We start from the raw sequence: 17,673 nt of genomic DNA, 5'->3' as shown, positions 1-17,673 counted from the left end.
AATAGATACAAGGAATAACTCTCATAGATTATAATTCAACCTTAGCAACCACAGCATCTGCTGGAAGTTGACCAGTTTGTGTAAGAGTGACAGATTGAATAGCTGCACCATTTGTGAAGACTACAACTGTTGTAGTTGCACGTCCAGCTTCACGAATAGCATCCAAATCTGCTTCTACCAATAGGTCTCCCGCCGCCACTGTTTGGCCTTCTTCTACCTTCACTGTGAAAGGTTTACCTTCCAGACTTACAGTATCAAGACCGATGTGAACGAGGACTTCAAGACCAGATTCTGTTACCAAACCAAGCGCATGTTTGGTAGGGAAGACGCTTGTCACCTTACCAGCTACTGGTGAAACAATCTGACCATTTGCTGGTTCAACTGCAAATCCGTCACCCATCATTTTTTGTGAGAAGACTGGATCTTGAACTTTTTCTAATTCAATGACTTGTCCTTCAGCAACTGAGTGAACTTCTTCCGTCACCCCTTTAAAAGCAACTTCTGCTTGTTGAGCCGCTGTCTTTTGACTTGGAAGAGTTTCAGGAATCACTTCACCTGAGTCTAACAAATCTTGGATATCTGATTTCAAGACGTCCGCTTTTGGACCGTAAATCGCTTGGACACCTTGTCCTTTCATGACAAGTCCCATTGCTCCTTCAGCCTTCCATTGTTCTTCTGTTCCGACTTTAGTTTCGTCTTTAACAGTAACACGAAGACGAGTCATACATGCATCTACATCGACGATATTGGCACGACCACCAAGAAGGTTGATCACGTTAACTGCTTGAGAAGCAGCGGCCACTTTACCTGAACCTGAAGTTTCAGATGCATCTACATCTCCTTCAGCTTGTTCGTAGTTTCCATTACGTCCAGGAGTTGCGTAGTTAAATTTCTGGATCATGAAGTTTGCAATGAAGTACATGATCACAGCAAAGAGAATCGTTACCCAAATGAAGTTAAAGATGTCCATACCAAGGCCAGCTTTAATGGTCATTGGTGTACGAGTCAAGAACTCAATTGATCCAAATGAATGGACACGGAGATTGACGATATCTGCCATCGCGAAGGCTGCACCTTGTACCACTGCATAAACGAGGTAAAGAGGCATTGCTACGAACATAAACATGTACTCGATTGGTTCTGTAACCCCTGTGAGGAAGGTTGCAAGAGCAGTCGCAATCATCATCCCTTTGTATTTGTGTTTCTTATCAGGGTCTACATTACGGTAAATGGCAAGGGCAACCCCCATCAAGATACCGAATGAACCGATCATTTGTCCCACTTTGAAACGAGCAGGTGTGACAGTATCCAACAAGTGTTGGTAAGTAGCAGGGTCAGAAACTTTTGTATTTCCTAAGTCTGTAATCCAAGCCAACCAAAGTGGATCTTGACCAAATACTTGAGTGCCTTTTGCTGCACCAGTTAACACTTCATAAGTACCACCCAATTGTGTGTAGTTGATTGGGATAGTCAACATGTGGTGAAGACCAAATGGAAGCAAGAGACGTTCCAAGGTACCGAAAGCAAATGGTGCTAAGATTGGAGCAGTCTCTTTTGAGTTAGCAATCCAAATACCAAAGTTGTTAATTCCTGTTTGGACTACTGGCCATAAGAATGACAAGATAAGAGCCACAATTGCAGAACGAAGGATAACGACAAATGGAACAAAGCGTTTCCCGTTAAAGAATGATAGGGCATCTGGTAACTTGCGGTAGTTGTAGTATTTGTTAAAGGCTGTTGCCCCTACAAAACCGGCAATAATCCCAACGAAAACTCCCATATTCAAGGCAGGTGATTCTAACACACTCGTGAAGTAATCAGCAACCTTGATAGATCCACCAAGAAGTGTTTTCACCTTCGCTTCTGGATCTTTCAGCATATCTCCTGTTACACCGAACATCACACCAGTGATCCGGTTAATCAGGATAAAGGATAGACCTGCTGCAAAGGCCCCACCCGCACGTTCTTTCGCCCAGCTACCACCGATAGCGAGAGCAAAGAGGATGTGGAGGTTTCCGATAACCCCCCAACCGATCTGTTCAAGAACACCACCGGTAGTTACCAAGAAACCAAGTTCTGGATTAATCATTGCAATGGTTTTACCAAGACTGATCATCAGACCTGCCGCCGGCATAACTGCAATGACCACCATCAACGCTTTACCGAATTTTTGCCAAAATTCAAAGCTTAATAGACTTTTGAATGATTGTTTATTCATCATTCGACCTCCTTATAAAATTGAAATGCCCGCAATACGAGAAAACGTTTGCATATTTCACTTACTATTATACCACTTTTTTTTCTTTTGTAAAGCCCTTACATGTAAATTTTTAATTCACAAACATTATATACAAAGGCCTTGGGAATACTGTAATCCAGGCAAACGTTTGCTTCTTTCACAAGATTTTAAAAAAATTTTTTTAAAAATTTTTCTTTCTTCTTTTTTGACAAACAAAAAAATCCCTTTGAGATTTCTCATCAAAGGGATTGTTGTTATTCTTGCATTTGGTAGCCGACACCTCGGACAGTTTTGATATAGCTCTTTTGTCCTGGAAGATCTATTTTCCCACGAAGATAGCGAATATAGACATCAACGATATTGGTTTCTGCTGTACTCTCATATTTCCACACCCGCTCTAAGAGTTGCTCCCGACTAAGGACATGTTTGCTTCCCATCAAAGTTGCTAATAAATCATATTCACGACGTGTCAGATCAATTACTTCTTCTCCCCGATACACCATATGATTCTCGACATCAATTCGCAAATTCCGATAGGAAGTGGGAACTTTCATCTGATTACAATGTTGGTCAATAAAATCACGGCCTCTAAAAATAGCGACGATTTTCTCAACCAAATCACTGATCACGAATGGTTTGATGACATAAGATACCGCAAATCGTTGGATACTCTCCATATGCTCTGAAATTTTCTCACGACTATCTAAGACAATCAAGACTGCTGCAGGACGAATCTTGCTCAGACGCTGGGCAAACTCTTCCCCACTCATATCTTCTAGTTCGTAATTGAGAAGAATTAAATCATATTCTGTAGCCTGCAGGAGTTTCAAGGCCATTTCCCCTTGTTCTACCAAATCAACTACATAGCCTGCTTTCTGAAGTTCTAAATCAATAAAGCGCGCTAAATTCTTTTCATTTTCTACTAGTAATATCCGCTTTGTCATAACCTACAATTATTTTTCGTCGTACCAAGAATAGTGGAAGGTACCTTCTTTATCCTTACGTTGGTATGTGTGAGCACCGAAGTAGTCACGTTGTGCTTGGATCAAGTTGGCTGGAAGATCTGCTGAACGGTAGCTATCAAAGTAAGTGATGGCTGCTGAGAAGGTTGGGACTGGCACACCAGCTTGAACCGCAAGAGCTACGATATCACGAACAGATTGTTGATACTTAGCAGTGACATCCAAGAAGTACTCATCCAAAAGAAGGTTAGCAAGGTCTGCATCACGGTTGTATGCATCCGTGATCTTTTGCAAGAAACGAGAACGGATGATACAGCCATCACGCCAGATAGAAGCGATGTCTGCAAATGGCAAGTTCCAGTTGTTTTCTTTAGATGCAACACGCAATTGTGCAAAACCTTGTGCGTATGAAATGATTTTTGAGAAGTAAAGGGCTTGACGGATCTTTTCGATCAACTCAGCCTTATCTCCTTCAAATTTGAAGGCTGCTGGTTTTGGAAGCACCTTGCTAGCGTGTACACGTTCTTCTTTGTATGTAGAAATGTAACGTGCAAATACTGACTCCGTAATGAGTGACAATGGCACACCAAGGTCAAGCGCTGATTGGCTAGTCCATTTACCAGTTCCCTTGTTTCCTGCGGCATCCAAGATGTAGTCTACGATTGGGCCATCTTGACCTTCATCATCTTTACGTCCAAGGATGTCCGCAGTGATTTCGATCAAGTAGCTGTCCAATTCGCCCTTGTTCCACTCAGTGAAGATTTCAGCCATGTCTGCAGCTGAAAGTCCAAGCAAGTGTTGCATCAAATCATAGCTTTCTGCAATCAATTGCATATCACCGTACTCAATACCATTGTGGACCATTTTCACATAGTGACCAGCTCCATCAGGACCAATGTAAGTCACACATGGTTTGCCATCTTCTGGTGCTTTTGCAGAGATTTCTTCAAGAACATCTGCTACCAATTCATAAGCTTCTTTTTGTCCACCAGGCATGATAGAAGGACCTTCAAGAGCACCCTTTTCACCACCAGAGACACCGGTACCGATAAAGTTGATCCCAGAGTTGGCCAATTCTTCATTACGACGGATGGTATCTTTGTAGAAAGTATTTCCTCCATCGATTAAGATATCGCCTTTATCCAAGTGTGGAAGAAGAGCTTGGATGGTCGCATCTGTACCAGGTCCAGCTTGAACCATAAGCATGATACGACGTGGTTTTTCAATTGAGTTTACAAAGCTTTCGATATCATAGCTTGGCACAAAGTTCTTTTCAGGATGGCAAGCAACAACATCTTCTGTTTTTTCTTTACTACGGTTATAGATAGCAACTGTGTATCCACGAGATTCAATATTAAGGGCAAGGTTACGACCCATTACGGCCATACCAACAACACCAAAGTTTGCTTTAGTCATGTGACACTCCTCTTTATAGTTTGCCTATATTCTACCATTTTTTGACATCAAATGAAAGTAGAAAATAGCTTCCCACTTCTCCAAGAGAGAGAAGATCATACAAGTCATTTGATCTTAAAAACAAAAGTGCCCGAGAAACAGTTCTCAGACACTTACTTATGAATGGCATTAATCTTCTTTTGAAGCTAATTCATCCGCTTCAATGACCGGTTGTTCTCCTTCTTTGAGTTTGTTGACCGTCATATTGACCCCAAGAGCTCCTGCTAGTAATTGACGGATATCAAATCCAGCTCCTTGAGAGACTTGATCGATACTTTGCATGATATCACCCACCATCTTAGAGGCGTTTCCTTCACCATACATGGTGATCTTATCCACCTTGGTCAATGGCTCAGCGACAGCACGCGCAATTTCAGGCAACTTATCAACGACCATTTCAGTAATGGCTGCTTCTTGCATTTTCTTCATCGCTTCTGCCTTTTGGTCCAAACCTTTGGCTTCGGCTTCTAGTTTCAAGCGAATGGCTTCAGCTTCTGCACGACCTTTGGCTTCGATGGCTTCTGCCTCTTGCAATTGGGCAAATTTCTCTGCTTCGGCTTGAGCTTTCCGAGCTTCCGCTTCTTTTTGTGTTTCGAAAAGTTCAGCTTCCGCCTTGCGTTGGCGTTCGATCAATTCTGCTTCGGCTGCTTGTTGACGAGCATACTTTTCAGCTTCGGCTTGCTTACGGATGTTGGCATCCAATTCTTGCTCACGAACCTTAACTTCGCGTTCCTTAACTTCCGCTTCTTTCTCTTGTTTCATGATGTTGGCTTCAGCTGCCACGCGCTCTTGTTCACGACGTTGCACTTCTGCCTCAATCCCTTTCGCAGCATCTGCCTTGGCTTGAGCAATATCTGCTTCTTGCTTGAGGGCTGCTTGTTTGAGTTTCAACTCATTTTGTTTTTGCGCGATTTCAAGGTCGGCTGCGACGCGTTTGTCGTTGGCTAGCTTATCTTGTTCCGCTTCTACTTCTTTGCGCTCGCGTTCTGCTTTGGCTTTAGCAATCAAGGCATCCTTCTTGATGGTTTCAACATTTTCGATACCAAGGTTATCAATGACTCCCCCTTCATCAGAGAAAGATTGAACCGTAAAGGCGATGACTTCCAGACCCATTTTAGCCAAGTCTGGCGCTACGTTGTCTTGCACCTTTGAGGCAAACTCTTGACGGTCATTGACCATCTTACGGAGCTCCATCTGACCGATCACTTCCCGCAAGTTTCCTTCCAAGACATCTTGGACAGAATTGGAAATATCTGTCGTATTCCAGTTCAAGAAGTTCTCTGCAGCACGGGCAATCATCTCATCGGTTGTACCGATTTTTAATTTAACAGCTGCATCGGCACGGACGTTAATGAAGTCCAGTGTTGGGACTGCTTCAGATGTCCGAACATCTGTCGAGAATTGCTCAATATCAAGATAAGAGCGTTGTTCGACAAAGGGAATCATAAAACCAGCTTTCCCGCGTAAGTGGCGTTGCTTCCGAAGACCTGTAATAACAACAACTTCGTTTGGTTTAGCGTTCACGTAGCCTTTTACAAGCAAAACTACAATAATGACAGCAACAATGAGACCTGTTATCAACCAGCCTGGAATAAATAATGTATCCATACTTTTCTCCTTTTTTCAGAGGTCTCCCCTCTGTTGTTTATAAATCTTAGTATATCAAAAGAAGTCTTTTCCTCAAAGAAAAGACCTGTATTTATGTTTAGATTTTTAATATGTCATCCCTAGCCTATTCTTCCTCAAATAAACCTTGGAGACCAGCAAAAGGACTATTTTCTTCTTTCTTAACCGCTTGAGCTTCTTGGTACTCTTCTTCTGTCATGATTTTCCAATCATTGCCCTCGATAAAGCCGTGTCCGGCCTCTTCTTCCGGAGTGAGAACCTTGAGAGGAATATTGAGCAGGATATTATCTGCCACGCTTTCACTCAGATCAATTCTGCCCCCTTCGATGGGAAGGATCAGATCTTCCTCAAGAGCTTCGATATCTGCCTCTGACTGTGCGTCCTCAGCGAACACCTCTGTCACAGGATAGCTCTCTTGAAGCTCAACGGGTTCCATGCTTCGGCTAGAGGCAAGGACGATGGTATAGGTCAATTGGTAATCCAAGACATAGAGACCTGTATCATAGGCTACTCGCCCTGTCGCTGTCACATCCTTTAAATCAAGAATTTCTGGATTGCGCTTTTGCAGATCCTTTAGCAAATCCAAGTCTTGATCAAAAGCCAGTCCTTCAGGATTTTTACGGATTTCTTGTGTATATAAGTTCATTCTTTTGCCCTCACATCTTCTAGATACTACTAGTATATCATGAAGCTGTCCCTTCAACCAAGAAGTCTCCTAAAAAATTTGTTATAATCATGAAAAAGATACAGTGTACTAGACCTATTGGTGTTGTACACCAAGGTCCCACAATCTCTTGGATAAAAGAGGTTCATTTGCTAAGGCATTGGTCCTTGTATAGATAGAGGAGAAAACATGAAAGACATCGGAGCTGTTTTTAGACAAATACGGGAAAGTCGCCACATCTCTTTAGAGGAGGCTACAGGTGGCGAATTTTCGCGCTCCATGCTATCTCGATTTGAAAGAGGAGAAAATGACCTGACGACCCAACGTTTTTTCCTGGCCTTACAACAGGTTAAAACCAGTCTCAGCGAGTTTTCCCATCTTGCAGGGATCGATCAGCACTCCTTTATCCCCAAATTGTTGAAAGAGCACTATGAAAACATGAGCTTGGAACACGATCAAGCCTTGTACCAAAGCTACCAGCTAGCCTATCAGAAAGAGCATAAAAAAGAAGACTTATTAGCCAGCATTATTCTCAAAGTCCAAATGCTTGGCTTCTATCCCGAAGTGGAGTTAGCCGTTAGTCCAGAGGAACTGGATTTCCTCCATGACTATCTCTTCTCCGTCACTATCTGGGGAAATTTTGAGTTAAACCTGTTTTCACTGACCTCTCCTCTTTTCTCTAGTCAGCTCTATCGACAGTACACAGAGGAGTTGGTCCAACGGGAGGATTTCAAACTGCTCCTAGACTCTTCTCGTCCTGCCCTCAACTCTATTTTTCTCAATGGCTTTTTTCTGGCCATCAGTTCGAATGAATTTGAAGATGCATCTTATTTTGATCAGCTAATCAAGGACCACTTTTACTCCGAAAACGAAGCCTACCTTCGGACCGTTTATCTCTATGCCAAAGGGGAATTTCTCTATCGAAAGGGAGAAAAAGAAACTGGTCTTGAAAAGATGGAACAGGCCATCCAGGTCCTTTCTATTTTGGATTGTAAGGACAGCGTCAACTACTACAAACAGAGCATGCAAGAACTCATCAAGGAATCCTAAAAAGAGAGTGGGACAGAAATCGGTAATTCGTTAGAATTCGATTTCGTCGTCCCACCTCCGCACAGTTGAGTAGGGCTTTAAAAGCTGATGAAATCAGCGTAATAGTGCCCACTCAACCACTGCGTCTTGCTCGACAATCCAAAAACAATTTTGAGGCTAGGACTTTTGTCCCAGCCTCTTTTTGTTGAAAATATGCAACATTTTGTTTTCCATATTTTTGAGGTCTACAATAGGATCATCAAGAAAAGAAAGAGGTCCCTTCCATGATGATCAAACTAAAAAGATATTTCCTTCATTTGTTTCTCAAGCATACCAGCGTCTACCTAAAAGATCAGAAACTTCTTCTCTCTGATGATGAGAAATTACAAGTCTTAAAACAAATCTTTCGATCCATCAAACAAGTCCTAGCAACTGATTACATGAAGGAGGAAGGTTTATGAAACTCTTAGCTCGTAATAAAATTTTTGCCTTACTCAGCTTTTCTCGCTTTTTGAATACCCTTGGTGCCGCCATCTACAATCTGGTCTTTGTGGTCTTTGCTGCCAGCATGCCTCAACCTAGTCTGGCGGTTGGCATTACTAATCTCATTGTGTTTATTCCTAGCCTCTTTAGCATTTTTGTTGGCATGAAGGCTGACCATACGAAGAAAAAAGCTAACTGGTTGATCCGAATTGGCTATCTCCAAGCCATGCTCTTCATCCTTATTGCGCTCATGACCAAGATTCCAGGTTACCTAGTCTTTTCGATTGTTTGCTTTTTAAACATTGTTTCAGATTGTTTGAGCGATTATCGCGGGGGGCTACAACTCCCCATCATGAAAAAGAACATCCCAGACGAGGATTTGATGGAAGCCTATTCCTTCAATCAACTACTTAGTATGGTCTGCTCGATTTCTGGACAAGCCCTAGGAGTTTGGCTACTAGCCATCAGCCATCAACATTTTGCTCTGGTCGCTTCGATCAATGCCGTGACTTTTTTCCTGTCTTCCACTTGTCTCTTGCTGAGAAAAAAGCAGCTGACACATGACCCCGTCATTGGGCCCCAAAATAAGAATTCTTTTGTACAAGAATGCCAAGAGATGTATTCCAATGCCAAAAATATTTTTGCAGATGAGGAGGTACACCACTTTGGCAAGTTGCTCTTCTCATTGGTTCTTATCAATGCCCTAGGGGGATCCATCTCTGGTATCTACAATCTGCAACTGCTTGACTCCCCCTTCTTTCAGTTGAGCTTTAGCCAATCCCTCTTGATTTTAGAGGTTGTGACTATTTTAAGCATGGTCTGGGCTAGTCTGACACCTCACGATTATTTTTCCAAGCAAAGCCTCCACCATATCCTCCTGTGGATAGCAGGTGGGCTGACCATGCTTGGGCTCACAAATATTCTGGTGCACTGGGATTTCCTTTCCCTTCTACTCATCACTTTCCTTGGTTATCTTGTTGCAAAAATCAACCCAAAAGTTTCCAGTCTTTTAATGAGTAAATTACCCGCTGAAAAATTAGCTTCTACCTCTAGCTTTTTGGGACTGATGGTCAGCTTTGCCATGCCCCTTGGAACAGCTCTCTTTTCTAGTCTAGCTATCTGGAGCCTTCCCCTAGCTTGGGGGACCTTTGCTATCCTTGGTTTCACTACCCTCCTCTTAACAACTAAATAAAAAACCCACCATTGGGTGGATTGAGCTTAAAGACAAAGTTATCTTTTATACAATTCTATTTACTTCTATAAAGATAAATACTTTTTATTCTTTATAGTTATTCAATCATCTACTGAAACTTTCCACCGTGAGAAAAGTGCTAGAAACAAGGTTGTTTCTAGCACTCGGGAGTTTTGGGAGTAAAACAGTTTGGGAAACTGTTTTAGCCTGAGCCTGGAAATTAAAGAGCGAGGGGGTTCAAAACGAATTGAACACGGGCTGCGGATTGTGTCAAAAAGATAAGTTCTCCTAGAATCGAAAGATTCTGCGTCAAACTTCCTATTTTGACTTTATCCGCAGACGCCCTTTGTATCGTAATTTAGTCATGGAACTCATAGAAGTTCGCTGACGTCCGTACTCACCTAAGGAAAGGTTCTAAGATGATTGTGTCTTCAATCTGAATCCACTGTTTGGTGGATTTTTTTACATATTTCTTAATCTTTCAACCCGCTCAGCAATGGGTGGGTGGGTATAAAAGAGCTTTTGAAAGCCGGATTCTTTTTTAGGATCGTTGATAAAGAGAGCACTACTTGCACTATCAACTTCTCGTTGCATAGGCACACTGTTATCCAGCTTCAAAAGAGCATTAATCATCCCTTGAGGATTCCGTGTCAATTCAACACTTGAGGCATCCGCTAGGAACTCCCGTTGGCGAGAAATGGCTAACTGAACCAAGGTCGCCGCTAATGGAGCTAATACGATGGCAATCAAGGAAAGGATAAGAATAATAATTTCTAAACCACTTCCCCCTTCTCGATCATCATCCCGTCTACGGCCACCGCCCCACCACATCATACGGCCACCAATACTCGAGAGCATGGTGATGGCACTAGCAAGGGCAACAGCAATCGTGGAGATGCGGATATCGTAATTGCGAATATGGCTGATTTCGTGTCCGATGACTCCCTCCAATTCCTCACGGTTCATCACAGCCAGAAGACCTGTCGTTGCTGCAACAGCAGCATTTTGAGGATTGGACCCTGTCGCAAATGCATTCATGGACGGATCATCTACAATATAAACTCGAGGCATAGGGATTTGAGCTACCATGGCCATATCTTGGACAATATGGTAGAGTTGAGGGGCTTGCTCTTCCGTCACCTCACGCGCCCCGTTCATCCGCATCACAACTTCGGTTGATTGGAAAATCATGCTAAAGGCATAAATCCCACCAATGATCAAAGCTAGGATGACGCCGCCAAGTGAAGAACCTAACCAGAGGTAGCCAACGGCTGCTCCGATAAGAGCCAAGAGTATGAAAAAAGCAATAAGGAGAATCCAGGTTCTCCTTTTATTGCTTGCAATTTGGTCAAAGAGCATATTAGTCTCCTAATCCGCTAAAGTCCACCTTTGGTACTACTTTTTCTTCTTCAGGCACTTGAAGGAATTCGGCTTGTTTGAAGCCAAACATTCCAGCAATCACGTTTGTTGGGAAAGTTTCCAACTTGACATTGTAGTTGCTTGTGACACTGTTGTACAATTGACGAGCATAAGAAATTTTGTTTTCTGTGTTAGTCAATTCTTCTTGCAATTGCATGAAGTTGGTGTTAGCTTTCAAGTCTGGGTAGTTTTCAGCCACCGCAAAGATACCTGCCACTTGACGGGAAAGAGCATCACTGGCTGCCATTGCTTCTGCAGGTGAAGATGCTTGCGCTACTTGTTGGCGAAGTTGAGTTACTTTTGCTAGTGTATCTCCTTCGTACTTAGCATACCCTTTAACGGTTTCGATCAAATTTGGAATCAAGTCATTCCGACGTTTCAATTGCACGTCAATTTGACTCCAAGCTTCACGAGTTTGCATCCGACTTTTCACTAAACCGTTGTAAACTCCTACTACCATCAACACAAGGACCACTAGGACCCCAAGAATAATCCAAATCATTTTATTGAATTCCTTTCATTTCTTTAGTACCAGTATATCAAATTTCCCTTATTTTGTGGTAAAATTATCTTATGAAACCAGAAGAATTTTATGACCGTTTAGCCGACCTCGGCTTCCCACTAACTGATCGACAAAAAGAGCAATACGAACGCTATTTCGAGCTCCTCGTGGAATGGAATGAGAAAATTAATCTCACCGCTATCACCGATAAAGATGAAGTCTATCTCAAGCATTTTTATGATTCTATCGCACCCATTTTGCAGGGTTTAATCGAAAATCAACCCATCCGTCTCTTGGATATCGGAGCTGGTGCCGGCTTTCCAAGCCTACCAATGAAGATCCTATTCCCTGAGCTAGATGTGACCATTATTGATTCCCTCAATAAGCGGATCAATTTCCTTCACTTGCTAGCTGAAGAGTTAGGCTTGAGCGGAGTTCATTTCTACCATGGACGAGCTGAGGACTTTGCACAAGACAAGGCCTTTCGTGCCCAATTTGATATCGTAACTGCCCGCGCCGTTGCCCGCATGCAGGTCTTGTCTGAACTGACCATTCCCTATCTGAAAGTAGGGGGACAGCTTCTTGCTCTCAAGGCTAGCAATGCTCCAGAAGAGTTGGAGGAAGCCAAAAACGCCCTCAATCTGCTCTTTAGCAAGGTTGAAGACAATCTACAGTATGAATTGCCTAATGGGGATCCACGCTATATCACTCTTGTAGAAAAGAAAAAAGAAACCCCTAATAAATACCCAAGAAAAGCGGGCATGCCAAATAAGCGTCCGTTGTAGTAAGATACAAAGGGCTAAGCGGATAAAGTCAAAATAGGGAATTCGACGCAGAATCCAAAAGATTCTAGGAGGATTCATCTTTTTGACACAATCCGCAGCCTGTGTTCATTTCAATAAGATACAAAGAGACAAGCAGATAAAGTCAAATAAGGAGTAGGACATGTTCCCTACTCCTTTTTAGTTTTGTGCGAGTTCTGCTCTTAGTACTTGGTACTGTTCCTGAGTCAGATGAACGCCCTTACTTGCAACAATCTGGCTAGAGACTTTGTTAGCAAAGGTTAAGGCATCCTCCACATCTAGCCCTTGCAAGGATGCTGCTAAAAAGGCTCCCAGATGACTGTCTCCTGCACCTACGGTATCACGAACTTCTGTAGGAAATCCGGACATCTCGTAGAACCTACCATCGTATGCGATCGCTCCTTTTTCTCCCAAGGTGACGATGACTAACTGACCCGTTCTTTGGTAGAGCTTCTTAGCAGCATCAGCAATCTCTTCACAAGCTGAAAAAGCCTTGGCTTCTGCCTCATTGACATGGAGAATGGGGCGGAGATCATAGATGGCTTCCAAACGCTCCTCGGGAATCAAGAGGCCTCGAGGTCCTGGCGCAAAGATGACTTGGCCTTTGATTTTTGACACAGATTGAATCAGTTCCAATCCAGTCGGCTCCTCGACTTCAAGGCCACAGAGATAAATAAATTCGTAGCTTTCCTGCTCCAGAGACTGGAGCCATTCCTTCTGAAAACTATATTCTACTCCATGATCTGATAAAAAGGTTCGTTCACCATCCGACTCAATAAAGCAATAACAACAACCATTTGCCCCGGTTACTGAGATTGGAGTCTGGATGCCCAGCCTCTCGAGTTCTGCCTTGACAAAGTCCCCGTAGACACCCGTCCCCACTGGCGAGATGAAGTCAACATTTTGACCCAAAGCATGAAGTACGGAGACCACATTAAAGGCACACCCTCCAAGAGACCAAGTCTGCTCATGGATATGAGCGTCTCCTTCCCGACTCGGTAGTCGATCCAGATAGACCATAACATCACAAACAGTAGAACCAATCACTAAGGCTTTTGACATGGTTTTCCCCCTCCTATTCTCTATCCTCAACATGGAAAAATAACCAGCACCGGTTCGTGCTGGTTAGTAAAACTAATCACCCCGATAGATCGGTTGTGGACCAAAGGTTTGGGAAACCGGCATGATTTCAATCCGGTTGACATTGACATGCTTGGGTTGTTGGATGAGCCAAGCTACAGTGTTGGCAATGTCTTCAGGCTGAATGGCATGGGCGTCTCGATAGAGAGCCTCTACCCGTTTTTCATCCCCTTTAAAGCGAACCGTCGAAAACTCGGTCCCTTCACAGAGACCTGGCTCAATGTTGGTCACCCGAATCTGTTTTCCAACCAAGTCCGCACGCAGATTTAATGAAAACTGTTTAACGAATGCCTTGGAAGCACCATACACATTGGCCCCTGGATAAGGCACTGTCCCAGCAGTTGACCCCATATTGATGACATAACCATCATTTCGTTCCACCATCTGAGGCAAGATTTTCCTTGTCAGATAGGTCAAGCCGATAATATTGGTCTGAATCATGGTCAGCCAATCTGCAACCTCTGCTTCATGAGCTGGAGCGAGGCCTAGGGCCAAGCCAGCATTATTGACCAAAACATCCACTCTCTCCCAAGCTTTTGGCAAACTGGCAAGTGCATGATCCACCTGAGAAAGATCCGTCACATCCATTTGAAGGGGATAAAAAGCTTCGCCCAGCTCTTCTTGAAGAGCCTGTAATTTTTCAATGCGTCTAGCAGCACCAATCACACGTTGCCCATCGGCAACTAAGCGGCGACAAATGGCTTGGCCAAAACCTGCGGATGCTCCCGTTACAAAAATTGTTTCTGCCATTTTCTTACCTCCAAGGATTATAGAAGCGACCTTTGTTTACCCAAATCAGGACGATACTCAAGACCACCATGAAGATTGAACCTAAGATAATCAAGCGATCACGAGTGGTCATCTCCTGATAGGTGTACCAGGTCCGTTTTTTATTTTTTCCAAAGCGACGCAGTTCCATGGCCGTAGAGATCGTTTCAATCCGCTCCAAAGAACTAAAAATCAAGGGAGAAATCATCTGAAGATTTCCCTTCACCCGTTGGACAAAGTTGGCCTTTTTGGACAACTCCAAGCCTCTTGCTTCTTGCGAGAGCTTGATAATCTGGTATTCCTCCTGCACATCTGGAATATAGCGCAAGGTCAAGCTCACTGAGTAAGCAATCTTGTAGGACACCCCAATCTGGTTGAGACTCGAAGCAAACTGACTGGGATGGGTGGTCATCAAGAAAATGAGAGCTAAGGGAATGGTACACACATACTTCAAAGCTAGGTTGAAGAGATAAAATAACTCTTGGGCTGTAATACTATATGCCCCTAAACCATCTAGAAGAACTGTCTTTGCTCCATAGATTTCTACCCCATATTGAGGGGCAAAAAGATAGACCATCAAGACATTTAGCAGGGCAAAAGCTAAGGCAAAACTCAGAACAAAGGAGATGTCTTTCAAACGAATGCCTGAGGTTGCAAATAAGGCGAGGGCACCTAGACCAATGACCAACAACAAGCGAGTATCGTAACTCAACATGGCAGCTAATGATACCAACAATAAGAAAAGGAGCTTGCTAGCGCCTGAGAGGCGATGCAGAAAGCTGGTTCCGGCATGGTAGCCGACTAAGCGATTATTCATGACCTTCCCCTTTCTGATTCATATAAAACTGGGTCAAGGCAAGAGGATCGACACCAAGTCGATTTGCCAAGGCAAAAATGGACGTTTCTTTCAAATTAGCCCGTCTTAAAATTTCTGGTTGGGTCAAGAGCTCTGCCGGCGTCAAATCTGCCAAAATCTGCCCATCCATGACCACAATTGCCCGGTCGGAATAATCCAGCATCAGTTGCATATCATGGGTAATCATGACAATGGTATGTCCCTTTTGCTGGAGTTCATCAAGAAAATCCATAATTTCTGTATAGTTTCGTTGATCCTGGCCTGCCGTCGGTTCATCCAGTACCAAAACCTCAGGCCCCAATACTAAAATCGAAGCGATGGTCACCCGCTTCTTCTGACCATAAGATAGAGCAGAAATTGGCCACTTACGAAATTCGTAGAGACCACAGGTTTTCAAGGCTTGATGGACACGACTTTCAATCTGGTCCTCTGGGACATTTCTCAAGCGAAGACCGAGAGCTACCTCATCAAACACCATGGTCGATGAAATCATCTGGTTAGGATTTTGCAGGACATAACCTACTCTCTCTGCTCGCTCCTTGACACTATCACCCTTGATATCCTCTCCCTTTGAGAAATAGGTTCCTTCCGTCTGGATGAAGCCACAAATCGCCTTAGCAAGGGTAGATTTTCCAGCCCCATTTTTACCAACAATCGCTAGCCGTTGGCCTTTTAGAACGGTTAAAGAAAGATCTTTAAGAATAGGCTGGCTTTCTCGATAGGCAAAGTTCAAATGACCAAGCTCTAAGATTGTCTCTGCCTCTGCACCTTTTTCAAAATGTGGAGTTGGAATTTCTACTGATAAATCTTCAAGTGGTATTTTTTCTACCTTGTCCAAATGCGGTAGCTTGCTGATATCCTGGCCTAACTGGCGAAGAGTTGTTAAATAGAGGGGTTCTCGAATCCCATTTTCAGCCAGCAGTGTCGTTCTCAACAACTCATCTGGCTCCCCATTAAAGAGGACTTGCCCTTGATTGATCAAGATGACCCGATCGATAGGACGATAGAGCACATCCTCTAAACGGTGTTCGATGATAATGGTTGTTGTCCCTTGCTCTTCATGAATTTGATCGATTAGATCAATGATATCCTGACCCGACTTGGGATCTAAATTAGCCAGTGGCTCATCAAAGAGCAGGATCGGACTTTCGTCGATCAGGACGCCAGCCAAGCTCACCCGCTGTTTTTGCCCACCGGATAAATCTTGAGGCCGATGGTCCAAGAGCTTGCTCAAGTCCAAGCGCTCTGCCCAGGTGTGAACCCGAGATTTCATACTTTCCAGCTCCACCATATCGTTTTCAAGAGCAAAAGCCAAGTCTTCTGCTACACTAAGACCGATAAACTGGCCATCCGTATCCTGTAAAACCGTACTGACCAAGTGAGATTTTTCGTAAATACTATGATCAAAGGCTTCTGTCCCCTGAATGAGAAATTGCCCACTGCTGGTTCCCTTATAGATATTGGGAATAATCCCGTTTAGACACTGACCAATGGTTGACTTACCAGAGCCAGATGGTCCCACAATCAGGACCTTTTCCCCCTCGTAGATGGTCAGGTTAATCCCCTTTAAGGTCGGCTCAGACTGAGCCTTATACTGGAAGGAAAAATCCTTCAATTCGATGATTGCTTCTTTCATTTAGTTTGCCTTTTCCCATAAGAGCGCAAATTGCATTGCCAACTCCGCGATTCGGTCCTTACCATCTAAGTCCTCATGACTAGATAAGGTTCGGATATCCCATTTTTCTTCAGAGAGGTGGTCCGCTGCGTAGAAGAAATGGCAGAGTTCAAAGCCCCTAAAAGCTGCTAAGGCTGCCACGGCAGAGCACTCCATATCGACGCAGATGGCTCCTGCTTCCTTTCGACGCTTCATCTTGTCGATGGTTTCCCGATAGGGAGCATCGGTTGTCCACACTTTTCCTGACTGATAAGAAACCTTGTGACTGTCCAGAAAAGCTTGGAAGAGAGGAAGGCTTTCCTTATTTACTTCCACTTCATCACTAGCCGGAAGATAGTGATAGCTGGTCCCTTCGTCTCTAAGAGCTGCTGTTGGAATGATGATGGAGGTCGCCTCAATATCTTGGTCCAAAACCCCACAGGTCCCAAAGAGCACTAGTTTTTCCATCCCAAATTGAATCAAATCCTCTATAATCCCCACACAGGAAGCAGCCCCAACTGGTGCATTAAAGACAGCAATCTCTTGGTCTTCAATCGTAATCCCATAGACAATGACTTCAAAGTTAGCCATGGAAGTTCTTGCAATCACCTCATGTTCATATTTTTCAAGGAGGCGAGCAAAAGTTACTCTGGAAAAGCAAGAGATGACTACTTTGGGAAATCCTTCAATTGGTTTGTGTAAGTCTTGTGGATTGATAATCGCCTGTCGATTGGCATCAAATTCTTCTAACAGCATCTCTTGCTCCTCTTTCATATATTCTACTTCTAGTCCTCTATTATACCATAAAACCGGCTTCTTTCCTTCTAACAAAGGAGCGAGAAGCCCCACTTGTTCGCCTTTTGTGCTAGGAAACAACACAG

15 protein-coding genes and 2 pseudogenes are annotated in these 17,673 nt (G+C 43.6%); 4 read left to right on the top strand and 13 right to left on the bottom strand.

The window, feature by feature from the left end; genetic code table 11:
- Positions 1 to 28: 28 nt before the first annotated feature.
- The 5 genes from ABT997_RS04500 to ABT997_RS04480 form a co-directional block, all read right to left on the bottom strand.
- Positions 29 to 2,218, bottom strand: coding sequence for a PTS transporter subunit IIBC (locus ABT997_RS04500; protein WP_117744892.1), 2,190 nt, complete (start codon positions 2,216 to 2,218; stop codon positions 29 to 31).
- Positions 2,219 to 2,493: 275 nt separating this feature from the next.
- The gene (locus tag ABT997_RS04495; protein WP_117744587.1) at positions 2,494 to 3,183 is read right to left on the bottom strand and encodes a response regulator transcription factor; all 690 of its coding nucleotides are present in this window, start codon (positions 3,181 to 3,183) and stop codon (positions 2,494 to 2,496) included.
- A gap of 9 nt (positions 3,184 to 3,192) precedes the next feature.
- The gene (gnd, locus tag ABT997_RS04490; protein ID WP_125334835.1) at positions 3,193 to 4,617 is read right to left on the bottom strand and encodes an NADP-dependent phosphogluconate dehydrogenase; all 1,425 of its coding nucleotides are present in this window, start codon (positions 4,615 to 4,617) and stop codon (positions 3,193 to 3,195) included.
- A gap of 168 nt (positions 4,618 to 4,785) precedes the next feature.
- On the bottom strand, positions 4,786 to 6,264 hold the full coding sequence (locus ABT997_RS04485) for a flotillin family protein (RefSeq protein ID WP_023027165.1): 1,479 nt from the start codon (positions 6,262 to 6,264) through the stop codon (positions 4,786 to 4,788).
- Between the two features lie 124 nt (positions 6,265 to 6,388).
- Positions 6,389 to 6,928 carry a YceD family protein gene (locus tag ABT997_RS04480; protein ID WP_129822396.1) on the bottom strand — a complete coding sequence of 180 codons (540 nt, stop codon included), beginning with the start codon at positions 6,926 to 6,928 and terminating at the stop codon, positions 6,389 to 6,391.
- Between the two features lie 207 nt (positions 6,929 to 7,135).
- Between ABT997_RS04480 and ABT997_RS04475 the strand changes: the two genes are divergently transcribed.
- From ABT997_RS04475 to ABT997_RS04465, 3 genes are all read left to right on the top strand, one after another.
- Positions 7,136 to 7,996, top strand: coding sequence for a helix-turn-helix domain-containing protein (locus ABT997_RS04475; protein WP_350018848.1), 861 nt, complete (start codon positions 7,136 to 7,138; stop codon positions 7,994 to 7,996).
- A gap of 263 nt (positions 7,997 to 8,259) precedes the next feature.
- Positions 8,260 to 8,436: a hypothetical protein gene (locus ABT997_RS04470; protein ID WP_314369094.1), complete on the top strand. Its 177-nt coding sequence runs from the start codon at positions 8,260 to 8,262 to the stop codon at positions 8,434 to 8,436.
- Positions 8,433 to 9,650, top strand: a complete 1,218-nt coding sequence (locus ABT997_RS04465; protein ID WP_350018847.1) for an MFS transporter — start codon at positions 8,433 to 8,435, stop codon at positions 9,648 to 9,650. The genes ABT997_RS04470 and ABT997_RS04465 overlap by 4 nt, the downstream gene beginning before the upstream one ends.
- Before the next feature lie 462 nt (positions 9,651 to 10,112).
- On the opposite strand, the gene htpX is transcribed toward ABT997_RS04465, so the two are convergent.
- Both htpX and ABT997_RS04455 read right to left on the bottom strand, forming a co-directional pair.
- Positions 10,113 to 11,009: a zinc metalloprotease HtpX gene (gene htpX, locus ABT997_RS04460; RefSeq protein ID WP_350018846.1), complete on the bottom strand. Its 897-nt coding sequence runs from the start codon at positions 11,007 to 11,009 to the stop codon at positions 10,113 to 10,115.
- Between the two features lies 1 nt (position 11,010).
- Positions 11,011 to 11,571 (bottom strand): LemA family protein, encoded by a 561-nt coding sequence (locus ABT997_RS04455; RefSeq protein WP_350018845.1) that lies wholly within the window; start codon positions 11,569 to 11,571, stop codon positions 11,011 to 11,013.
- Between the two features lie 71 nt (positions 11,572 to 11,642).
- Between ABT997_RS04455 and rsmG the strand changes: the two genes are divergently transcribed.
- On the top strand, positions 11,643 to 12,356 hold the full coding sequence (gene rsmG, locus ABT997_RS04450) for a 16S rRNA (guanine(527)-N(7))-methyltransferase RsmG (RefSeq protein ID WP_048716547.1): 714 nt from the start codon (positions 11,643 to 11,645) through the stop codon (positions 12,354 to 12,356).
- 177 nt (positions 12,357 to 12,533) lie between these two features.
- On the opposite strand, the gene ABT997_RS04445 is transcribed toward rsmG, so the two are convergent.
- From ABT997_RS04445 to ABT997_RS04425, 6 genes and pseudogenes are all read right to left on the bottom strand, one after another.
- Positions 12,534 to 13,436, bottom strand: coding sequence for a carbohydrate kinase family protein (locus ABT997_RS04445; protein WP_350018844.1), 903 nt, complete (start codon positions 13,434 to 13,436; stop codon positions 12,534 to 12,536).
- Between the two features lie 72 nt (positions 13,437 to 13,508).
- A complete protein-coding gene (locus tag ABT997_RS04440; RefSeq protein WP_350018843.1) occupies positions 13,509 to 14,264 on the bottom strand; it encodes an SDR family oxidoreductase in 756 nt (251 codons plus the stop codon).
- A gap of 4 nt (positions 14,265 to 14,268) precedes the next feature.
- Complete coding sequence (locus tag ABT997_RS04435) at positions 14,269 to 15,099, bottom strand: energy-coupling factor transporter transmembrane component T family protein (RefSeq protein WP_125329119.1); 831 nt, start codon at positions 15,097 to 15,099, stop codon at positions 14,269 to 14,271.
- A pseudogene (locus ABT997_RS09810) lies at positions 15,092 to 15,895 on the bottom strand (energy-coupling factor ABC transporter ATP-binding protein); the annotation flags it as partial. The gene ABT997_RS04435 and the pseudogene ABT997_RS09810, both read right to left, overlap by 8 nt.
- A 27-nt stretch (positions 15,896 to 15,922) precedes the next feature.
- A pseudogene (locus ABT997_RS09805) lies at positions 15,923 to 16,774 on the bottom strand (ATP-binding cassette domain-containing protein); the annotation flags it as partial.
- Positions 16,775 to 17,548 (bottom strand): nucleoside phosphorylase, encoded by a 774-nt coding sequence (locus tag ABT997_RS04425; RefSeq protein WP_350018881.1) that lies wholly within the window; start codon positions 17,546 to 17,548, stop codon positions 16,775 to 16,777.
- Between the last annotated feature and the right edge of the window lie 125 nt (positions 17,549 to 17,673).

It is taken from the genome of Streptococcus australis, from assembly GCF_040226615.1.
GTDB lineage: Bacteria > Bacillota > Bacilli > Lactobacillales > Streptococcaceae > Streptococcus > Streptococcus australis_E.
This window is presented reverse-complemented; position numbering and strand designations above follow the sequence as displayed.

Coding starts and splice junctions, on each gene's coding strand:
- ABT997_RS04435 (WP_125329119.1), bottom strand. CDS start 15,099: ATGAATAATCGCTTAGTCGGCTACCATGCCGGAACCAGCTTTCTGCAT.
- ABT997_RS04445 (WP_350018844.1), bottom strand. CDS start 13,436: ATGTCAAAAGCCTTAGTGATTGGTTCTACTGTTTGTGATGTTATGGTC.
- ABT997_RS04500 (WP_117744892.1), bottom strand. CDS start 2,218: ATGAATAAACAATCATTCAAAAGTCTATTAAGCTTTGAATTTTGGCAA.
- htpX (WP_350018846.1), bottom strand. CDS start 11,009: ATGCTCTTTGACCAAATTGCAAGCAATAAAAGGAGAACCTGGATTCTC.
- ABT997_RS04455 (WP_350018845.1), bottom strand. CDS start 11,571: ATGATTTGGATTATTCTTGGGGTCCTAGTGGTCCTTGTGTTGATGGTA.
- rsmG (WP_048716547.1), top strand. CDS start 11,643: ATGAAACCAGAAGAATTTTATGACCGTTTAGCCGACCTCGGCTTCCCA.
- gnd (WP_125334835.1), bottom strand. CDS start 4,617: ATGACTAAAGCAAACTTTGGTGTTGTTGGTATGGCCGTAATGGGTCGT.
- ABT997_RS04470 (WP_314369094.1), top strand. CDS start 8,260: ATGATGATCAAACTAAAAAGATATTTCCTTCATTTGTTTCTCAAGCAT.
- ABT997_RS04465 (WP_350018847.1), top strand. CDS start 8,433: ATGAAACTCTTAGCTCGTAATAAAATTTTTGCCTTACTCAGCTTTTCT.
- ABT997_RS04485 (WP_023027165.1), bottom strand. CDS start 6,264: ATGGATACATTATTTATTCCAGGCTGGTTGATAACAGGTCTCATTGTT.
- ABT997_RS04425 (WP_350018881.1), bottom strand. CDS start 17,548: ATGCTGTTAGAAGAATTTGATGCCAATCGACAGGCGATTATCAATCCA.
- ABT997_RS04480 (WP_129822396.1), bottom strand. CDS start 6,928: ATGAACTTATATACACAAGAAATCCGTAAAAATCCTGAAGGACTGGCT.
- ABT997_RS04475 (WP_350018848.1), top strand. CDS start 7,136: ATGAAAGACATCGGAGCTGTTTTTAGACAAATACGGGAAAGTCGCCAC.
- ABT997_RS04495 (WP_117744587.1), bottom strand. CDS start 3,183: ATGACAAAGCGGATATTACTAGTAGAAAATGAAAAGAATTTAGCGCGC.
- ABT997_RS04440 (WP_350018843.1), bottom strand. CDS start 14,264: ATGGCAGAAACAATTTTTGTAACGGGAGCATCCGCAGGTTTTGGCCAA.